Raw genomic sequence first — 19,316 nt, 5'->3', positions numbered from 1 at the left:
GTTTGGAGTAATCAACCATGGCACTCGTATCGCTGCGCCAACTGCTGGACCATGCCGCCGAAAACGGCTACGGCTTGCCGGCATTTAACGTCAACAACCTTGAACAGGTGACGGCCATCATGGCCGCCGCCGACGCGGTCAACGCGCCAGTGATCATGCAAGCCTCGGCCGGCGCCCGCAAGTACGCAGGCGAAGCTTTCCTGCGCCACCTGATCGACGCCGCCGTCGAAGCCTACCCGCACATCCCGGTCGTCATGCACCAGGACCACGGCCAGTCGCCGGCGGTCTGCATGGCCGCGATCCGTTCGGGCTTCAGCTCGGTGATGATGGACGGTTCACTGGAAGCCGACGGCAAGAGCGTGGCTTCGTATGAATACAACGTCGAAGTCTCGCGCGAAGTCGTGAAATTCGCGCACTCGATCGGCGTGACGGTGGAAGCCGAACTGGGCGTGCTCGGTTCGCTCGAAACCATGAAGGGCGACAAGGAAGACGGCCACGGCGCCGACGGCACCATGACCCGCGAGCAGCTGCTGACCGACGTCGACCAGGCCGCCGACTTCGTCGCCAAAACGCAATGCGACGCCCTGGCGATCGCGATCGGCACCTCGCACGGCGCCTACAAGTTCACCCGCAAGCCGACCGGCGACATCCTGGCGATCGACCGCATCAAGGAAATCCACGCCCGCATCCCGAACACCCACCTGGTGATGCACGGCTCCTCGTCGGTGCCGCAGGAACTGCTGGCGATCATCCGCGAATTCGGCGGCGACATGAAAGAGACCTACGGCGTGCCGGTCGAAGAGATCCAGGAAGGCATCAAGCACGGCGTCCGCAAGATCAACATCGACACCGACATCCGCCTGGCCATGACCGCTGCGATCCGCAAGTACATGTTCCAGAACCCGTCTAAGTTCGACCCGCGCGACTACCTGAAGCCGGCCCGCGAAGCCGCGATGGAAGTCTGCAAGGCGCGCTTCCTGTCCTTCGGCTGCGAAGGCATGGCGGGCAAGATCAAGCCGGTGCCGCTGGAGAAGATGGCCGAGCGTTACAAGGCTGGTGAGCTGGCGCAGATCGTGCAGTAATGAAGTAAGGCTGCGCAGCAGGATTCGCGCAGCTGTCTTACCTCCAGCTTCTACCAACGTCATCCCGTCGCAGGCGTGAACAATGCCACTGGCATTGTTCACTCCAATTTTTTCAGCAAACCGACCTGTTTGATTTCACCACAACGCGAGCAAACTTGGGCACCGGCCTTCGCCGGTGCGACGGTTCGACGAGTAGTGGCGAATGCATCAGATGTGGTCTTCATACAAAATTGGAGTGAACAATGCCAGTGGCATTGTTCACCCTTCGCGGGAAGTAAAACCCACCAGTGGTGGGTTTTACGGAACGAAGGCCGGTGGTCAAAAGCAAATTGACGTAAAATTACGCACTGGCCCAGGCCACCCCAAGACCTGACCCACTCGACCGGCCCCGAAATCCGGTCCCGTTTCCCTGATATCCCATCTATGAACAGCCTCTACAAATCCACCATCAAGTCCCTGCCATTGCTCGGTCACGGCAAGGTGCGCGACAACTACGCTGTCGGCGACGACAAGATCCTGATCGTCACCACCGACCGCCTGTCGGCCTTCGACGTGGTCATGAACGAGCCGATCCCTGGCAAGGGCATGGTGCTGAACCAGATGAGCGACTTCTGGTTCGAGAAGCTCGGCCACATCGTGCCGAACCACCTGACCGGCGTGGCGCCGGAATCGGTCGTTGCACCGGATGAAGTAGAGCAGGTGCGCGGCCGCGCCGTCGTGGCCAAGCGCCTGAAGCCGATCCTGGTGGAAGCCGTCGTGCGCGGCTACATCATCGGTTCGGGCTGGAAGGATTATCAGGAAAGCGGCGCGATCTGCGGCATCAAGCTGCCGGAAGGCCTGCGCCAGGCCGACAAGCTGCCGCAGCCGCTGTTCACCCCGGCCGCCAAGGCCGACATCGGCGAACACGACGAAAACATCTCGTTCGAAGACATGGAGCAGCGCATCGGCAAGGAACTCGCCGCCAAGATGCGCGACATCAGCATCCAGCTGTACACCACCGCCGCCGAATACGCAGCGACCCGCGGCATCATCATCGCCGACACCAAGTTCGAGTTCGGCCTGGACGACAATGGCGTCCTGCACCTGATGGACGAAGTGCTGACCGCCGACTCCTCGCGCTTCTGGCCGGCCGATTCCTACGCGCCTGGCATGTCGCCGCCTTCCTTCGACAAGCAGTTCGTGCGCGACTACCTCGAGACCCTGAAGGACTGGGGCAAGACCGCGCCGGCCCCGGCCCTGCCGCCGGACGTCATCGAGAAGACCCAGGCCAAGTATTTCGAAGCCATCGAACGCCTCACCGGCGAAAAGCTGAAGGCCTGAACGATGAGTGAGCAGAACAAGCCGTTGGTCGGCGTCATCATGGGTTCCTCGTCGGACTGGGACGTGATGAAGAATGCAGTGGACGTCCTGAAGCAGTTCGGCGTGCCGTTTGAAGCCCAGGTGATCTCGGCACACCGCATGCCGGACGAGATGTTCACCTATGCCGAGACCGCGCGTAGCCGCGGCCTGCGCGCCATCATCGCCGGGGCAGGGGGCGCCGCCCACTTGCCGGGCATGGTTGCCGCCAAGACCATCGTGCCGGTGCTGGGCGTGCCGGTGCCCTCGAAATACCTGCGCGGCGAAGATTCGCTGCTGTCGATCGTGCAGATGCCAAAGGGCGTGCCGGTGTCGACCTTCGCCATCGGCGAAGCCGGCGCCGCCAACGCGGCCCTCACCGCGGTGGCCATGCTGGCTGCTACGGATGACGCCTTGGCCGAGAAGCTGCAGGCCTTCCGCCTCGAGCAGACCGCGGCCGCCCAGGCCATGACTCTTCCTGTCTGAAGCATGACTAAAGTATTTCTCCCGACCGCCACTCCTGCTGCCGTACTTGGCGTGATGGGCGGCGGCCAGCTTGGCCGCATGTTCGCGCATGCCGCCCAGGCCATGGGCTACCAGGTGGCCGTATTAGAGCCGAGCCAGGTCAGCCCGGCAGGGCAGGTGGCCGAACGCCTGATTTCAAAGGCCTACACCGATCCCGAAGGCCTGGCCGAACTGGCGCAGCAATGCGTCGCCGTCACCACCGAATTCGAGAACGTCCCTGCCGACAGCATGGCCTGGCTGGGCGAGCGCACCTTCGTTGCGCCTGCCGCGTCCTGCGTGTCGATCGCCCAGGACCGCATCGCGGAAAAGCGCTTTTTCGTGGAATGCGCCCCCACGTCGGGCGTGATGCCGGCGCCGCACAAGACCATCGCTTCGCACGCCGACATCGACGCTATCGGCGACGAGCTGCTGCCCGGGATCCTCAAGACCGTGCGCATGGGTTACGACGGCAAGGGCCAGGTACGCGTGCGCACGCGCGAGGACGTGCGCGCCGCCTTCGACGCCATGAACGGCGTGACCTGCCTGCTGGAGAAGATGCTGCCGCTGGCCTACGAGGTCTCGGTACTGACCGCGCGCGGTCACGACGGCGCGTCGGTGGTGTACCCGATCGCCGAGAACGTGCACCGCGACGGCATCCTGTTCACGACCACCGTGCCGGGACCGAACGTGTCGGAGGCCTGCGCCAAACAGGCCCAGGATGCGGCGCGCGCCATCGTCGCCCAGCTGGGCTACGTGGGCGTGCTGTGCATCGAGTTCTTTGTCCTGCAGGACGGGACGCTCGTCGTCAACGAGATGGCGCCGCGTCCGCACAACAGCGGCCACTACACCATCGACGCCTGCGTCACCAGCCAGTTCGCGCAGCAGGTGCGCGCGATGGCGCGCCTGCCGCTGGGCGACGTGCGCCAGCATTCGCCTGCCGTCATGCTCAACATCCTGGGCGATGTCTGGTTCGAGGGCGATAGCGACACGCCGCGCGAGCCGGCCTGGGACCGCGTGCTGGCGCTGCCTGGCGCCAACCTGCACCTGTACGGCAAGGATGACCCGCGCCGCGCACGCAAGATGGGCCACATCACCTTCGTTGCCCCGACGCTGAAAGAGGCGCAGGACAGCCTGATCCAGGCTTGCCTTATTCTGGGCGTAGGGGTGTGACGATGGAACAGTTCGACCAGGCCGCCATCGATGCGGCCGCTCGCGCGCTGGAAGCCGGCGCGCTGGTCGCCTTCCCGACCGAGACCGTGTACGGCCTCGGCGCGGACGCCGAGAACCCGCAAGCGGTGGCCGCGATCTACGCTGCCAAGGGCCGCCCGCAGGACCATCCGGTGATCGTGCACCTGGCGCCGGATGCGCCGCTCGACTACTGGGCCACCGATATTCCGCCAGAAGCCCATGCGCTGTCCGAGGCCTTCTGGCCCGGTCCGCTGACCGTGATCCTCAGGCGCGCACCGAACATTCCAGACGCCGTTAGCGGCGGCCAGGACACGGTCGGCCTGCGCTGCCCTTCGCACCCGGTGGCGATCGCGCTGCTGCGCGCCTTCAAGGGTGGCAAAGGGGGCGTCGCGGCGCCGTCGGCCAACAAGTTCGGCGCCGTCAGCCCGACCCTGGCCGAGCACGTGCGCGACGAATTCGGTGCAGATGGCAGCGTGGCCATGGTGCTCGACGGCGGGGCCTCCCAGGTCGGCATCGAATCGACCATCGTCGACCTGTCGCGCCTGGCCACCCACGGCCCGGTGCTGCTGCGGCCCGGCCACATCAGCGCGCAAGCCATCGCCGCCGTGATCGATCAGCTCCCGAGCGCACCGGATGCGGCGGCGCCGCGCGCCTCCGGCACGCTCGAATCGCACTACGCCCCGCACACCCCGGTGGCCATGCAGGAAAGCGGCCAGCTGCGCCAGACCCTCGCGGAACTGGCCGGGGCGGGACGCAAGGTCGCGCTGATCCATTACTCGGACATGCCATCCACTCATGCGGCGCTGCGCCTGCCGGCCACCCCGGACGGCTTCGCCCACGCCCTGTACGCGGCCCTGCGCGCAATGGACGGCCATGGCGCCGACGTGATCCTGGTCGAGGCGCCGCCGCAGGGCGGGGACTGGCTCGGCGTCAACGACCGCTTGCGCCGCGCTGCCCACGGCTCGACCGGCATCGTCCACGGCCTGCTCAACAGCACTACTCCAGCCAATCCGAGCGCCTGACAATTCGTATTTTGTCAGCGCTCTTGCGCAAGCCATCGGCCAGAACGCCCGTACGTACGGGCGTTCTTTACACCACACGTTTCAAAAAGCATTTCATTCTTGCCCACAGGCAGGGCTATAATCGCCCTCCCGTTCTGCTTGCTAGTTGTCACTAAAAACTGACGTATCGGCAAGCATTTCCCTATACAAGCAAGTTGAACACTGGCATATTATTGTGAAGCGAATAGCACGCCCGTTCGTTTCATAAAAACCATCTTAGGAGACACAATGCGTCAAACCAAACTCGCGCTTGCCCTGCTGACGGCAGCGGTGCTGACGGCATGCGGCGGCACCAGCCCGGCCGGCGGCGATCAAACGCAAAAACTCACGTTCACCCAGCAGGTCTCCTTTGGCGACAGTCTCTCCGACGTCGGCACCTACGCCGTTGGCGCGGTCAAGCAGGCCGGCGGCGGCAAGTTCACCATCAACGGTGACGCCACCAACAAGAATCCTGAGCTGAACGGCAAGATCTGGGTCGAATTCCTGGCCGCCGAACTGAAACTGCCGGCGCCGTGCGCTGCGCAGACCGGCCTGCAGGGCAATGCCGCCCAAGGCTTCTCGGTCCCGATCGTCAACAACCTGAACTGCTTCAACTACGCCCAGGGCGGCTCGCGCGTGACCAATCCGGTCGGCCCGGGCAATGCCGCCACCGGCTCGCCGATCGGCGAAATGACGGTGCCGCTGGTGACCCAGGTCGCCAACCACCTGTCGCGCACCGGTAACAAGTTCAGCGGTACCGAACTGGTCACCATCCTGTCGGGCGGTAACGACGTGCTGATGTCGCTGACTGTCCTGCAGAATTCGGCAACCGCCGCCGGCAGCGCCGCCGGCGCCCAGGCCTTCGGCACCTCGCTGACCATGCAGCTGGCCGCCGGCGCCACCAATCCGCAGACCGCCGCACAGGCGATCGGCGCGGCCATCGCGGCCGAGAGCGCACGTCCGGGCAATACCTCGCAAACCATCGTCGCCGCCGCAGTCGGCGCCGCTGCGCGCCAGCCGGGCAACGCCGCCGTTGCCCAGGCAAGCGTGTACGGCCCGATGGTCGCCAAGGCCCAGGCCGACGCCACCGCTGCCGGCAACAAGGCTGGCGCCGACTACCTGACCGCCAACGGTCCGAAGCTGGTCCAGGACCTGGGCCTGGCCGGTGCGCAGATGGCGACCCTGGTGAAGAACGAGATCGTCGGCAAGGGCGCCAAGTACGTCGTGGTCGCCAACCTGCCGGACGTGGCCAGCACCCCGGCCGCCAAGTCGAAGACCGCTGAAGTCCAGCAGCTGACCGCCGCCATGGTCAACGCCTTCAACACCCAGCTGAAGAACGGCCTGGGCAGCGACGACCGCATCCTGTACGTCGACCTCTACACCGTCAGCAACGACCAGGTGAAGAACCCGGCGCCGTACGGCCTGACCAACACCAGCACCCCTGCTTGCGGCCCGAACCCACTGGGCACCACGTCGCTGATCTGCACCAACAACAACACGGTCGCCGGTGACGTCAGCCACTACATGTTCGCCGACGAGATCCACCCGACCCCGTTCGAGAACAACCTGGTGGCGCGCTACGTCCTCAAGGAAATGGCCGTCAAGGGCTGGCTGTAAGACTGACGCGGGCCTGTCCTGAATAGGGCAGGCCTTCAAAAAAAACAGGAGAAAAAATGAAAGTAATTAATAGCGTCGTCAAAGTGCTGGGTGTGGCCGCTGCGCTGGCATGCGCCTCGACCGCATCGGCCCAGTCGGCCGGCCAGTTCACCGCCAAGGTCGGCCTCAACCAGCTGACCCCGAAGGTCGAAAGCGGCGACATCAGCGCGCCGGCGCTGCCGGGCACCAAGGCCGACGTCGACCGCGACACCCAGCCAGTGCTGGTCCTGGCCTACGGCCTGACCGACAACATCTCGCTCGAAACCGCCCTCGGCACTCCGTACAAGCACAAGATCTACGGCGCGGGCGCCATTGCCGGTACCGGCCAGCTGGGCACCGTGGAAGCGCTGCCGGCGACCCTGTTCGCGCAATACCGCTTCGGCGCCCCGACCGCGACCTTCCGTCCGTTCGTGGGCGTGGGCGCGACCTACGCCTACTTCATGAAGGAACGCGGTTCGGCCAAGATGACCGCCGTCACCAACCCGGGCCGCGGCGTGCCGACCACCTTCAGCATCGACAACAAGTTCACCTACACCGTCCAGGCTGGCGTGGCCGTGAACATCACCGAGAAGTGGTTCGCCGACGTGACCGTCAACAAGGCCCGCCTGCGCACCGACGTGCACTTCTCGACCGGCCAGACCCAGCACATGAAGCTGGATCCGGTCGCCGTGATCCTGGCTGTCGGCTACAAGTTCTAAGCAGCGTTTCGCTTGCCCGAAAGCCCGCCGCGTGCGGGCTTTTTTTATTGTCGGGTTCGAAAACAGTCTTGCGTGGCGCGCTGTGAATCGGAGGGTGGAGCAGACCTACAATCCTTCCAAGCCCTAGCCCACAAGGATCACGACATGAACCACCCCGACACCCCCGACATCGCGCCCGGCATGGTACGCCTGCTGGCCTTCTCCGCCGGCCTGATCGTCGCCAGCCTCTATTATTCCCAGACCCTGGTCGGCCCGATCAGCGCGGCGACCGGCCTGTCCGCCGAAGCCGCCGGCCTGATCGTCACCCTGACCCAGATCGGTTACGCCCTCGGCCTGATCTTCGTCGTCCCACTTGGCGACCTGCTGGAAAACCGCCGCCTGGTCTTCGTCGCCCTGCTGGCCACCAGCGTGGCCCTGGCCCTGGCGGCATTCAGCAACAGCGCGTGGATGTTCCTCGCCGCATCGCTCGGCATCGGCCTCGGCTCGGTGGCGGCGCAGGTGCTGGTGCCCTTCGCCGCCCACCTGTCACGCGAGGAAACGCGCGGCTACAACGTGGGCCGGGTGGTCAGCGGCCTGCTACTGGGGATCATGGTGGCGCGTCCCGCGGCCAGCCTGATCGCCGACCACGGCGGCTGGCACCTGGTCTTCGGCGGCGCCTCGGTGGCGATCCTGGCGCTCGCCTTTGTCCTGCGCCGCAAGCTGCCGCAGCGCGTGCCGGCGCACCAGCTGGGCTATGGCCGGCTGATCGGCTCGCTGTGGACGCTGTTCGCGACCACCCCGGTATTGCGGCGCCGCGCCGCCTACCAGGCCGGCCTGTTCGGATCGTTCAGCCTGTTCTGGACCGTCACCCCGCTGGTGCTGGCCAGCCCGCAGTTCGGGCTGTCGCAGACCGGCATCGCGGTCTATGCCCTGGTCGGCATGGCCGGCGCGGTGGCCTCGCCGGTGGCGGGACGCCTGGCGGACCGGGGCCATACCCTGGTGGCGACCGCCTGCGCCCTGGTGCTCGGCGTGATCGGTTTCGCGCTGCCCTTGTACCAGCCGGCATCGCGTGCACTCGCCATCGGCATCCTGGTGCTGGCGTCGATCGTGCTGGACATGGCGGTGGCGGCCAACCTGGTGCTCGGCCAGCGCGCCATCTTCGCCCTCGGCGCCGAAGTGCGCAGCCGCCTGAACGGCATCTACTTCGCGCTGATCTTCAGCGGCGGCGCACTGGGCTCCGCGCTGGGCGCCTGGGTCTACGCCCACCATGGCTGGCACGGCGCCCTGCTGGCCGGCATGGCCTTCCCGGCAGCGGCCCTGGCCTGGTGGTTCAGCGAAGTCTCGGGCCGCCCGGCGCCTTTCGGCAAGGCGGTCTGAATCAAGCCTCCGGGATGCCGGCGCGTCCCAGGTGCTCCGCGAGCAGGTCGACGAAGGCGCGGATCTTCTGCGATCCGCGCCGGTTTTCCTGGTACACCGCATGCATGGCCACGTCCATCGGCCCCGGATTGACCGCATAGTCTTCCATCACCCGCAGCAGCCGGCCCGCGCGCAGGTCGGCGTGTACCAGCCAGTGCGCCAGCATCGCCACGCCCAGGCCGGCGACGGCCGCCTGGCGCAGCACGTCGGCATTGTCGGCCTGGACCACGCCGCGGATCGGGACTTCTTCCACCGCCGCATCCGGATCGTCCTTGCGGCGCAGGCGCCAACTGCGGCGGTTCTCGGTAAAGCTGAACTGCAGGCAGTCGTGATTCGCCAGCTCCTGCGGCGTGCGCGGCGTGCCATGGCGCTTGAGGTAGGCGGGGCTGGCGCACAGCACCCGCTGGTGCGCGGCCAGGCGGCGCGCCACCAGCCGCGCTTCCGGATCGACGCTGCCCATGCGGATCGCGACATCGATCGATTCGTCGGCCAGGTTGATCACCGTATTGCTCAGGCAGAGGTCCAGCGTCAGCTGCGGATGGCGCACCCGCAGGTCGGGCAGCATCGGTGCGATGTACAGCGCGGCGAAGGTCGGCGGGGCAGCGACGCGCAGCACCCCTTTGACCTCGCCTGCGCGCTCGGTCACCGCGTCGTCGGCGGCCTCGAGCTGCTCCAGGATGCGCAGCGCGTCTTCCTGGTAGCCGCGCCCCGCCTCGGTGAGGGTGACGCTGCGGGTCGAGCGGTTCAGCAGCGCCACGCCAAGGCGTTCCTCGAGCGCGTCGATCACCCGCGTGACCGAGGAGGTGGCGACGCCGAGCTGGCGCGCCGCGGCGGAGAAACCGCCGGCTGCGGCGACGGTGCAGAAGGTCTTGAGTTCGGCGAAGCGGTCCATGGAGTCCTTGCGGGAAGCGATCAAGCCATCTTTCCACAGGACCCGGGCTGTGACAAGATGGCCGCATGAAACGACTGACATGGGCTTGCGCCACCGCCGTCGCCGCAGCGATGCTGTCCACCTGGGTGGCCGGCTCCACGCTCATCGCCGGCAAGCAGTACGCGATGGCGGCGCCGGACGCCGGCCTGCGCACGGTGAGGCTGGCAACGCCTGCGGGCAGGCCGGTCGAAGGCTGGCTGCTGCCGGGGGAGGGCAAGGGTGCGCTGCTGCTCCTGCACGGCATCCGCGCCGACCGTACCCAGATGCTGGCGCGCGCCCGCTTCCTGCAGGCCGCAGGCTATGCGGTGCTGCTGATCGACCTGCCCGGCCACGGCGCCAGTCCGGCGCCGGCAATCACCTTCGGATTGCACGAAGGGGCGGCGGTGAAGGCGGCGCTGGACTACCTGCGCGGCACTTACCCGGGCCAGCGCGTGGGCGTGATCGGCGTGTCGCTCGGCGCGGCGTCGTACGTGCTGTGCGCGGACTGTCCGCGCGCGGATGCGGTGGTGCTGGAGTCGATGTATCCGACCATCGAGGAGGCCGTGCAGGACCGCCTGCGCATGCGTGTCGGTCCACTCGCGGCGCCGCTGTCGCAGCTGCTGCTGGTGCAGCTGCCGCTGCGGCTCGATATCGAGCCGGAACAGCTGCGGCCGATCGAACGCATGCCTGCGCTGGACGCACCGGTCCTCATCGCTGCGGGCGACGCGGACCAGCACACGACGATCGCCGAAACCCGCCGCATCTTCGCAGCGGCAGGCAGGGACAAGGCCTTGTGGGAAGTGCCCGGCGCCGCGCACGTGGACCTGTATGCGTTCGCGCCTGCCGAGTACGAACGGCGGGTCGGCGCCTTCCTGGCGCGGCACCTCGGCGTGCCATGAAAAAAGCCCGCACGAGGCGGGCTTGAAAAGTACAGCAGGAGAAGAGAATCAGAATTTGTAGCGCAGGCCGGCCAGGAACTCGCGGCCGGTGACGTTGTTCACCACCACGCTGTTGCGTGCGCGGCTGATGAACTGGTCGTTCGGCTCGTTGGTGAGGTTCACGCCTTCGAGCGTGAACTCGAGCTTGTCGTTCCACTTGTACGACAGCGACACGTCCACGTTGAAGGTTTCGTTCTTGCCTTCGACGTCGTTGTTGTTCTGGCCCGGCACCCGGGTCAGGAAGGACGAACGCTTGGCGCCCGAGACGCGCGCGCTGAACTTGCCGTCGTCATAGTAGAAGGTCGCGTTCCAGGACTTCGGCGACAGGTTCAGCAGGTCGTCGACGATGCGCTCGTTGCTGGTCGGCGAGACGGCGTATTCGATCTTCGAGCTGACCTTGGTGTAGTTCAGCACCGTGCCGAAGTTCTTGCCCCAGCCCGGCAGGAAGGTGAAGGGCTGCTGGTAGTTGATCTCGAAGCCCTTCAGCTTGCCGCCGTCGGTGTTGATCGGCGCCGTCACCTGGAACTGTTCGTCGCCAGTGAAGTTCGCCGGCAGCAGCGACAGCGGCAGGCCGGTCTCGCGGAAGGGCACATTGGTGCGCAGCGACTGGATGTAGGTGTCGATGTTCTTCTGGAACAGGCCCAGGCCCACGAAGGCATTCTTGCCGAAGTAGTACTCGAAGCTGCTGTCGAAGGTCTTGGCACGGAAAGGCTTGAGCAGCGGGTTGCCGGTGTTGATGGTCAGCGTGCCGGTGGTCGAGATGGTGCCGCCCGGCGACAGGAAGCCCAGCTGCGGACGGGTCATCACCTTGGCTGCGCCGAAGCGGACGATGAAGTCGCGCGTCAGGTTGGCCGCGATGTTAAACGAGGGCAGGGTGTCCTTGTAGTCGTGGTTCACCACGACCGCGGTGCCGCCGCCGGCGGCCTGGTAGCCGATCGCTTCCAGCTCGGTCTTCACGTGGCGCACGCCGAAGTTGCCGCGCACCGGGATGTCCCACAGGTCGTACTTGAACTCGCCCATCAGGTAGAAGCCGTCGTCGCGTTCGGTGACGGTGCGGTTGTTGCCGCGCGCGTTGCCGTTGGTGATCGAGGACAGGGTGAAGTCGCCCGGGCCGCCGGCGGGACCGGCCTTGATGCAGTTGCAGTAGATGTCGTAGGCGGCGGCGATGGCGCTCAGGTTCGGGATCACCCAGCCGGTCGCCGTCCCGGCCGGCATGTCGAGGCCCTTGCCGAAGCCGGTGAGGCTGGTCGTGAGACCGCTCGCTCCGCCCGGCGGCGCGAAGATCGTGTCGTTCTGGTTCACGCGCCGGAATTCATAGGTATCCGACTCGTACTTCTTCTTGTTGATGCCGCCCTTGAAGCTCAGGTTGTCGCTGGCTTCCCAGGCCAGGTCGAACTGGCCGACGTCGTTGATGTTGGTCGCGCCTTGCGGACGGATGCGGATCTCGCTGGTGGTGGTGTTGGGCACCGTGGTCGGCTGGGTCCCGCTGGCGACCTGCGGCACGCCGATGATGGCCAGCGGCCCGCTGGTGGAGGTCGGGTCGAACGGATAGCCGATCGCCGGCATGCGGTCGTTGCCGCGGAAGTCGATGGTGTAGCCATTGACGTTCAGGGCGTCGAGCGTGACGGTGGTCTGGACCGGGTTGCGGAACTTCGAGTTAGCGCGGCCGACCTTGGCGCTCATGCTCCAGCTGTCGTTGAACTGGTGCTCCAGCGTCAGGGTGGGCTGCGAGAAGGTGGTGTTCAGTTCGTCGAAGCGCGACTCGGAGCGGATGTCGACGCCGTTGTACTTGCCGTACAGGAGGGCGCCGTTCGGTGCATACTGGGCTTCCACGACGCTCATCTGCGGCTTGCCGCCCTGGGCGGCGCTGCGGCTGAACGAGATCGCCTGCAGGAAGTCTTCCTGGCGCGTCGCGTCCAGCTTCGAATACAGCATGTCGAAGGTGAGCAGCGTGCCGCGCTGCGGGCGCCATTGCACCGACGCGGTCAGGCCCAGGCGGTCCTGGTCGTGGGTCAGGCGGCCATAGCGCGGCAGGCGCGGATGGAAGTTGGTGGCGCTGCTGGCCGCGTTATAGGCCTCGGTCGCCGCTTGCGAGGCCGGCAGGCGCGGCACGCCCTGGGCCGCCGGGCCGCAGGTGGTGGCAGTGGAGTTCGATGGATTCGCGGTCACGCCCTGCGGTGCGCACCAGCCGCCCGACGAGGGGCCGTTGTCCCAGCGGACGGTGCTGAAGCCTTCTTCCAGCACGCGGCGCTTGGAAAACGCGCCCGAGACCAGCACGCCCACCGTGCGGTCCAGGAAGGTGTTCGACACCATGAAGGCGACACGCGGGTCGACCTTTTCCGAGCCGTCGTTGTACTTGCCCTTGGCCGCGATGGTGGCGTTGAAGCCGCGCAGGTCGAAGGGACGCAGGGTCTGCAGGTCGACGGTGGCGCCCAGCGAGCCTTCGTCGACGTCGGCCGAGGAACTCTTGCGCACGGTGAGGGAGCTGAACAGCTCGGACGCGAACACGTTGAAGTCGAAGCCGCGGCCGCGGTTGGTGCCGCCCGAGCTGTCGGTGCCGCCGGTGGTGGCCAGGCCCTCGATGCCGTTGATGCGCACGCGGGTAAAGTCCTGGCCCAGGCCGCGCACCGTGATGTTGCGGCCTTCGCCGGCGTCGCGGTCGATCACCACGCCCGGCACGCGCTGCAGCGACTCGGCCAGGTTCGTGTCCGGGAACTTGCCCATGTCTTCGGCCTTGATGACGTCGACGATGCCGTTGTCCTGGCGCTTGGCGTTCAGGGCACTCTCGAGCGAGGCGCGCAAGCCCGTCACCTGCACCGTCTGGATCTGCTGGGATGCATTGGCGGGGGCATCCTGGGCAAAGGCGGCGCCGATCGAGAGGGCGGACACCGAGGCGGTGCCGAGCAGGCACAAGGTGAGTTGACGTAAAGCGGCACGTTGCGGGTGTTGTTTCATGCTGTCTCCATGCGTTTTATCCTGGCGGTGCGCAGCTGGGCGCACGCCGCATCGGCGTATTTATCTGGTCAGGCCGGTTCCGCGATTCTAATGCAGAAATACCAATTCTGGTCCATCCAATTCAAATAAATACGTGAATTGGTCCAACCTCTGCCAAAGGGGATATTGCGTGGAGATGGCCCTTGTTGTAAGGCCTTGAAAAGACATGCGGCGCCCTGCGCGAGGGCGCCGCATCGGGGAGGAAAAGCTTACTGCTGGCGCGAGAGCGTCACGCGCACCGGGTTGCCAGCGCGGGCGGCCACGTCCTGCGTGTACTTCTGCCACTGCGCGAGCGAGGTGATCTCGCCGGCGCGGCTCCAGGCGCCGCCGGCGTAGTAGCGCAGCGGCTTGCCGGAGCTGGCCTTGGCCAGGATCAGTTCGTTCAGCTGGTCCTGGGTGAAGCCTTCCGCCCCAGGCACCACCACCGCGGTGCCGAAGGCGTCGTTGCTCTTCTGCTCGACCCACTGCAGCAGCACCGGACCCTCGCGCTTGACCGTGATCGACGGATCCTGGTTCTTGTCGCTCGGATTCTTGTTGAGACCCACAGCGACGGTGAGCGGATCAGCGCCTTCGTAAATGAAGGTGCTGTCGATGCGGTCCAGCTGCTGGCCGGCGTCGACGGTGAAGCGCTTGATCTCGCTGACCTGCTTGCCGGCCGCGTCCCAGCTTGCATAGTGCAGCTCGAAGACCGCGCGCACCGGGCCGTTGGCCAGCACGCGCCAACTGGCGTAGTTCACGCTCGTGTACAGCTGCTTGCCGTCCCAGATGCCGGTGCCGCCGGCGCCGCGCGACTTGCCGACGTTGTACATGTCCATGCCCTCACCTTCGTCCTTGTGGTAGTGGTCATGGCCCTTGTTGTACCAGCGGTCGACGATCGGATATGGCACGCGCTTGAACCACAGGTCCAGGCCACTGGTGACCAGCACCTCCTTGGTGACGCCGGCGGGGGCGGGCGCGGCCAGAGCCGGGCCGTAGGTGCGGTGCGCGATCTTGTCGTTTTCCCAGCCGAAGTCGTCGAGGCGCTCCGGCACGTAGCGGGCAAAGGCCTTTTGTGCGAACACCGGGGCGACCGTGTCGATCTTCTCGACCGTGAAGCTGGCGCTCTTCTCGCCAGGTACGAAGCTGTGCTGGAAAATCAGCTCGCCATAGGCGGCGCCGACGCCCTTCGGGTCCTTGGCCAGGGGCGCGACATTGGTCACCTGGTGGGGCAGTACATTGCCCTTCGCATCCTTGACCGCGATCTTCTGGATCAACGCGCCCGGCAGCGCGGCGTTCACGTCGCTCCAGGGGATCGTGATGGTTTCGGACGGACGGGCGATGGACAGGTCATGCTGGACGGTGACGGCCAGGCGCTCGGCGGCGTAAGCGTTCAGAGCGGAAGTCAGTACAGCTGCAAGGATCAGTCGTTTCATCGTTCAGGCGCCTCTTCTCAATGGTGTTCGCGGTAGTCGGTCTTGCCCCCTTTGGGCATGTAATGATACGTGCGAACCTTGTACTGGACCTCGAAAGCCGGATTCTTCATCAGCTTGAGGATCTCGGCGCCGGCTAGCAGCATCGGGCCATAGCCGTGCAGTGCATGCACGCTGGTCGGACGGTTGTAGTAATAGACCATGTCGCCGGCCAGGGTGGTGCCGACGCAGGTGCCTTCCACTTCGCCCTTCGCCGTGATGCGGGTCGACAGGCCCGTCCAGCCGGCCTGCGCGATCGAGCCGTAGGTGGTCGGGCTGACCCAGCCCTGGTTGACGGCGTGCGCGATCACGTAGGTGAATATGGCGCTGGCCGAGGTTTCGAGGTAGGAGTCGTTGCGGTCGATCATCTGGTGCCACAGGCCGGTGCCCGACTGCAGCTCCGAGATGCCCTTGATCGCGGCGCGCAGCTGGTTCAGCACCTTCGGGTAGCCCGGGTGGTCCTTTGGCAGCACGTCGAGCAGGTCGGACATGGCCAGCACCGCCCAGCCGTTGGCGCGCGCCCAGTAGAAGCGCGGCGCGTCCGGGTGGTTGGCATGCCAGCCGTGGGTGTAGATGCCCAGCTGCGGATTGAACATGCGGCTCGACATGCCCATCACATTGTTGACGGCGTCGTCGAAGTGCTTGCGGTCGCCCGTCAGGCGGCCCATCTCGGCCAGCGCCGGGATGCTCATGTACATGTCGTCGGCCCACAGCGAGACTTCCTGCGGACGCTTGCGCGCCATCGTGCCGTCCTCCAAGCGGAACTGCTTGTTGATGACCCAGTCGCTGCAGGCGTCGATCATGGGCTTCAGGTCCGGTCCGACCTTGGCCAGGCGCGCACGGATCAGGGCGGCGCACATCGAGCCGGAATCGTCCAGCGAGCGCGGATCGAGGAAGCGCGAGAAGCTGTTGGCCCGTTCGAGGCGGAACTTCTGTTCCTGGGCGCGGAAATAGGGCAGGGTCTGGGAGAAGAACTGGAAGTGGCGCTGGGTCATCGCGGTGAAGCTCTGGTCGCCGGTCGCTTCCGCCGCCTTCAGCAGGCCCGAATGCACCACGCCCATCTCATAGACCTGGATGCCGTAGTCGCCGGCGCTGGGTTCGAAGATCGCATCGGCGTTCGGGGTCTTCAGGTCGGTGATCTGGTCGCCCGTCTTCTTGCTGATGATGCGGGTGGGCGTCGCACTGTCCATGTAGGCGCGGATCGACTTGAGCTGGGCCGTGACTTCCGCCGCCACCGGCATCTTGTAGGGCACCGGATAGGTGCCTTCGGCCGCGTCCTTCAGGTTCTTGTTGTCGGTATTGCGGTAATGGCCACCCTGGGCGAGGGCGGGACCACAGGCGAGGGCGCAGCCCAAAAGGGTGGCAACGGAGGCTGCCAGCAAGGTCGTCTTCATGTGTCTCCAGTCGGCGTTGTGTGTTTACTACTGTATGACTACTTATATTTGGTCAGGCCATTCTAATTTGGTCCGACCAAAACCACAAGGTGGACTAGCCACCGTTCGAACTTGTATGGCATACTGAAAAAGAACCTACCGACAAGGCACCACACCATGAGCACCCAAGTTCCGCGCACCATCCGCATGCAGGCCAGCGACAACGTCGCAATCGTCGTCAACGACGGCGGACTGCCCGCGGGCACCGTTTTCCCCGACGGGCTGACCCTCGTCGAGGGCGTCCCGCAGGGACACAAGGTGGCGCTTACCGATTTCGCCGAAGGCGAGCCTGTCATCCGCTACGGCGTGACGATCGGCTATGCGAACGCGCCGATCCCGCGCGGCAGCTGGGTGTCCGAGCGCGTGCTGCGCATGCCCGCAGCGCGCTCGCTCGACGACCTGCCGATCGGCACCCATGCGCTTGCGGTCAGCGAACCGCTGGAAGGTTACACCTTCGAGGGTTACCGCAACAAGGACGGCTCGGTCGGCACCCGCAACATCATGGCGATCACCAGCACCGTGCAGTGCGTCTCGGGCGTGATCGACTACGCGGTCAAGCGCATCAAGGAAGAACTGCTGCCGCGCTATCCGAACGTCGAAGACGTGGTCGCGCTGGAGCACGTGTACGGCTGCGGCGTCGCGATCGACGCGCCGGGCGCGGACATTCCGATCAAGACCATCCGCAACCTGTCGCGCAACCCGAACTTCGGCGACAGCGTGATGGTGGTCAGCCTGGGCTGCGAGAAGCTGCCGCCGGCGCGTCTGTTCCCGGCCGGGGCGATCCCGATCGGTAACGCCGAGCCCTCGGTCGTTACCCTGCAGGACCAGCAGCACGTCGGCTTCATGTCGATGATCGACAACCTGATGCAGACCGCCGAAAAGCACCTGCAGGAACTGAACGCGCGCCAGCGCGTCACCTGCCCGGCATCCGACCTGGTGGTCGGCGTGCAGTGCGGCGGCAGCGACGCCTTCTCGGGCGTGACCGCCAACCCGGCGGTCGGCTTTGCCACCGACCTGATCGTGCGTGCCGGCGGCGCCGTGATGTTTTCCGAGATTACTGAAGTGCGCGACGGTATCGACCAGCTGACCGCACGCGCCGCGACGCCGGAAGTCGCCGAGGCGATGGTGCGCGAGATGCAGTGGTACGACGATTACCTGGTGCGCGGCGGCGTCGACCGCAGCGCCAACACCACGCCCGGCAACAAGAAGGGCGGCCTATCGAACATCGTGGAAAAGGCCATGGGTTCGATCGTCAAGTCGGGCACCACCGCGATCACCGGCGTGCTGTCGCCGGGCGAGAAGCTGCAGCAGAAGGGCCTGATCTACGCCGCCACCCCGGCCAGCGATTTCATCTGCGGCACCCTGCAGATGGCCGCCGGCATGAACGTGCACATCTTCACCACCGGCCGCGGCACCCCCTACGGCCTGGCGGCGGTCCCGGTCATCAAGGTGGCCACCCGCACCGAGCTGGCCCAGCGCTGGCACGACCTGATGGACGTGAATGCCGGGCGCATCGCCAGCGGAGAAGCTACTATTGAGGATGTGGGCTGGGAGCTGTTCCGCCTGATCCTCGACGTGGCCAGCGGGCGCAAGACCTGGGCCGAACACTGGAAACTGCATAATGCGCTGGCGCTGTTCAATCCGGCGCCGGTGACCTGACAGAATATTGCGTTACGACTGCGGCATGTGATCTGCGGGAACCGTAGGGTGGGCGGCTCGTAACCTGGTCCACTGGACCAGGTTACCCCACGCGTTCAACTAGAGCATGCGCTGCCACAGCGCGGCTGAGAGTTGGACGCGTGGGCGGGAGACCCGCCCACCCTACGGACAACAAGGGTAGCGGCAGTAACGCCACAAAGATTAAGGAGTTAACAATGACCCAAGCAGCAAAGGGCAAACCCTTCAAACGCATCCTGCTGACCGGCGCCGCCGGTGGCCTCGGCAAGGTGCTGCGTGACCGTATCAAGCCCTGGGCCGAGGTCGTGCGCCTGTCCGACGTGGCCGACATGGGCGAAGCGCGCGAGGGCGAGGAAATCGTCCAGTGCGACCTGGCCGACAAGGAAGCGGTCCTGAAACTGCTGGAAGGCGTGGACGCCGTGCTGCACTTCGGCGGCATCTCCACCGAGAAGCCCTTCGAACCGATCATGCAGGCCAACATCCTGGGCGTGGCCAACCTGTACGAAGCCCTGCACAAGGCCGGCACCCGCCGCGTGGTGTTCGCCAGCTCGAACCACGCGATCGGCTACCACCACGTGAACACCGTGCTGGACGCGAATTCGCCGACCCGCCCGGACAGTTACTATGGCCTGTCGAAGGTCTTCGGCGAGCAGATGGGGCGCTACTACTACGACCGCTTCGGCATCGAGACCGTCTGCATCCGCATCGGCTCGAGCTTCCCGGAGCCGGCCAACAAGCGCATGATGAGCACCTGGTTCTCGTATGACGACCTGGTCGAGATGCTGCGCTGCTCGCTGTTCGCGCCGCGCGTGGGCCACACCATCATCTACGGCGTGTCAGACAACGACAGCGTCTGGTGGGACAACCGCCTGGCCTCGCACCTGGGCTACAAGCCGAAGGACAGCTCCTCGAAGTTCGCCCACCTGTTCCCGGACACCTCCGAGTTCCCGGACAAGGACGACGTCACGACGACCTACCAGGGCGGCAAGTTCCTGCTCGACGGACCACAGTACTAAGC

15 protein-coding genes are annotated in these 19,316 nt (G+C 65.8%); 11 read left to right on the top strand and 4 right to left on the bottom strand.

Features of this window, described 5'->3' with window-relative positions:
• Positions 1-17: 17 nt before the first annotated feature.
• From fba to LK542_RS14915, 8 genes are all read left to right on the top strand, one after another.
• The gene (gene fba / locus LK542_RS14950; protein ID WP_227812500.1) at positions 18-1,082 is read left to right on the top strand and encodes a class II fructose-bisphosphate aldolase; all 1,065 of its coding nucleotides are present in this window, start codon (positions 18-20) and stop codon (positions 1,080-1,082) included.
• 423 nt (positions 1,083-1,505) lie between these two features.
• Positions 1,506-2,402: a phosphoribosylaminoimidazolesuccinocarboxamide synthase gene (locus LK542_RS14945; protein ID WP_227801932.1), complete on the top strand. Its 897-nt coding sequence runs from the start codon at positions 1,506-1,508 to the stop codon at positions 2,400-2,402.
• 3 nt (positions 2,403-2,405) lie between these two features.
• Positions 2,406-2,903 (top strand): 5-(carboxyamino)imidazole ribonucleotide mutase, encoded by a 498-nt coding sequence (gene purE / locus LK542_RS14940; RefSeq protein ID WP_227801931.1) that lies wholly within the window; start codon positions 2,406-2,408, stop codon positions 2,901-2,903.
• Between the two features lie 3 nt (positions 2,904-2,906).
• The gene (locus LK542_RS14935; protein ID WP_227812499.1) at positions 2,907-4,091 is read left to right on the top strand and encodes a 5-(carboxyamino)imidazole ribonucleotide synthase; all 1,185 of its coding nucleotides are present in this window, start codon (positions 2,907-2,909) and stop codon (positions 4,089-4,091) included.
• Between the two features lie 2 nt (positions 4,092-4,093).
• Positions 4,094-5,131 (top strand): L-threonylcarbamoyladenylate synthase, encoded by a 1,038-nt coding sequence (locus LK542_RS14930; RefSeq protein ID WP_227812498.1) that lies wholly within the window; start codon positions 4,094-4,096, stop codon positions 5,129-5,131.
• Positions 5,132-5,398: 267 nt separating this feature from the next.
• On the top strand, positions 5,399-6,766 hold the full coding sequence (locus LK542_RS14925; RefSeq protein WP_227801928.1) for an SGNH/GDSL hydrolase family protein: 1,368 nt from the start codon (positions 5,399-5,401) through the stop codon (positions 6,764-6,766).
• A gap of 56 nt (positions 6,767-6,822) precedes the next feature.
• On the top strand, positions 6,823-7,503 hold the full coding sequence (locus tag LK542_RS14920) for an OmpW family protein (RefSeq protein ID WP_227812497.1): 681 nt from the start codon (positions 6,823-6,825) through the stop codon (positions 7,501-7,503).
• 144 nt (positions 7,504-7,647) lie between these two features.
• Positions 7,648-8,859 (top strand): MFS transporter, encoded by a 1,212-nt coding sequence (locus LK542_RS14915; RefSeq protein ID WP_227812496.1) that lies wholly within the window; start codon positions 7,648-7,650, stop codon positions 8,857-8,859.
• Between the two features lies 1 nt (position 8,860).
• Here LK542_RS14915 and LK542_RS14910 read toward each other — a convergent pair whose 3' ends face one another.
• Positions 8,861-9,814: a LysR substrate-binding domain-containing protein gene (locus LK542_RS14910; protein ID WP_227812495.1), complete on the bottom strand. Its 954-nt coding sequence runs from the start codon at positions 9,812-9,814 to the stop codon at positions 8,861-8,863.
• A 41-nt stretch (positions 9,815-9,855) separates the two neighbouring features.
• On the opposite strand from LK542_RS14910, the gene LK542_RS14905 reads away from it, so the two are divergent.
• Positions 9,856-10,707 carry an alpha/beta hydrolase gene (locus LK542_RS14905; protein ID WP_227812494.1) on the top strand — a complete coding sequence of 284 codons (852 nt, stop codon included), beginning with the start codon at positions 9,856-9,858 and terminating at the stop codon, positions 10,705-10,707.
• Positions 10,708-10,755: 48 nt separating this feature from the next.
• Here the strand turns inward: LK542_RS14905 and LK542_RS14900 are convergent, their stop codons facing one another.
• The 3 genes from LK542_RS14900 to LK542_RS14890 all read right to left on the bottom strand — a co-directional run bounded on the left by LK542_RS14900 (position 10,756) and on the right by LK542_RS14890 (position 16,582).
• Complete coding sequence (locus tag LK542_RS14900) at positions 10,756-13,701, bottom strand: TonB-dependent receptor (protein ID WP_227812493.1); 2,946 nt, start codon at positions 13,699-13,701, stop codon at positions 10,756-10,758.
• Positions 13,702-13,949: 248 nt separating this feature from the next.
• Positions 13,950-15,152, bottom strand: a complete 1,203-nt coding sequence (locus tag LK542_RS14895; RefSeq protein WP_227812492.1) for a DUF4861 family protein — start codon at positions 15,150-15,152, stop codon at positions 13,950-13,952.
• Between the two features lie 17 nt (positions 15,153-15,169).
• Positions 15,170-16,582 (bottom strand): glycoside hydrolase family 105 protein, encoded by a 1,413-nt coding sequence (locus tag LK542_RS14890; RefSeq protein ID WP_227801920.1) that lies wholly within the window; start codon positions 16,580-16,582, stop codon positions 15,170-15,172.
• A gap of 156 nt (positions 16,583-16,738) precedes the next feature.
• Between LK542_RS14890 and garD the strand changes: the two genes are divergently transcribed.
• Positions 16,739-18,280 (top strand): galactarate dehydratase, encoded by a 1,542-nt coding sequence (gene garD, locus LK542_RS14885; RefSeq protein ID WP_227801918.1) that lies wholly within the window; start codon positions 16,739-16,741, stop codon positions 18,278-18,280.
• A gap of 215 nt (positions 18,281-18,495) precedes the next feature.
• Complete coding sequence (locus LK542_RS14880) at positions 18,496-19,314, top strand: NAD(P)-dependent oxidoreductase (RefSeq protein ID WP_227801917.1); 819 nt, start codon at positions 18,496-18,498, stop codon at positions 19,312-19,314.
• Positions 19,315-19,316: the final 2 nt, after the last annotated feature.

Origin of the sequence: Massilia sp. IC2-477 (assembly GCF_020707265.1) — a bacterium.
Lineage (GTDB): Bacteria > Pseudomonadota > Gammaproteobacteria > Burkholderiales > Burkholderiaceae_D > Telluria.
The sequence above is the reverse complement of the archived record's forward strand: the minus strand, read 5'-3'. Positions and strand labels throughout refer to the sequence as shown.

Coding starts and splice junctions, on each gene's coding strand:
- LK542_RS14905 (WP_227812494.1), top strand. CDS start 9,856: ATGAAACGACTGACATGGGCTTGCGCCACCGCCGTCGCCGCAGCGATG.
- LK542_RS14920 (WP_227812497.1), top strand. CDS start 6,823: ATGAAAGTAATTAATAGCGTCGTCAAAGTGCTGGGTGTGGCCGCTGCG.
- purE (WP_227801931.1), top strand. CDS start 2,406: ATGAGTGAGCAGAACAAGCCGTTGGTCGGCGTCATCATGGGTTCCTCG.
- LK542_RS14895 (WP_227812492.1), bottom strand. CDS start 15,152: ATGAAACGACTGATCCTTGCAGCTGTACTGACTTCCGCTCTGAACGCT.
- LK542_RS14935 (WP_227812499.1), top strand. CDS start 2,907: ATGACTAAAGTATTTCTCCCGACCGCCACTCCTGCTGCCGTACTTGGC.
- LK542_RS14890 (WP_227801920.1), bottom strand. CDS start 16,582: ATGAAGACGACCTTGCTGGCAGCCTCCGTTGCCACCCTTTTGGGCTGC.
- fba (WP_227812500.1), top strand. CDS start 18: ATGGCACTCGTATCGCTGCGCCAACTGCTGGACCATGCCGCCGAAAAC.
- LK542_RS14945 (WP_227801932.1), top strand. CDS start 1,506: ATGAACAGCCTCTACAAATCCACCATCAAGTCCCTGCCATTGCTCGGT.
- LK542_RS14930 (WP_227812498.1), top strand. CDS start 4,094: ATGGAACAGTTCGACCAGGCCGCCATCGATGCGGCCGCTCGCGCGCTG.
- LK542_RS14915 (WP_227812496.1), top strand. CDS start 7,648: ATGAACCACCCCGACACCCCCGACATCGCGCCCGGCATGGTACGCCTG.
- LK542_RS14900 (WP_227812493.1), bottom strand. CDS start 13,701: ATGAAACAACACCCGCAACGTGCCGCTTTACGTCAACTCACCTTGTGC.
- garD (WP_227801918.1), top strand. CDS start 16,739: ATGAGCACCCAAGTTCCGCGCACCATCCGCATGCAGGCCAGCGACAAC.
- LK542_RS14880 (WP_227801917.1), top strand. CDS start 18,496: ATGACCCAAGCAGCAAAGGGCAAACCCTTCAAACGCATCCTGCTGACC.
- LK542_RS14925 (WP_227801928.1), top strand. CDS start 5,399: ATGCGTCAAACCAAACTCGCGCTTGCCCTGCTGACGGCAGCGGTGCTG.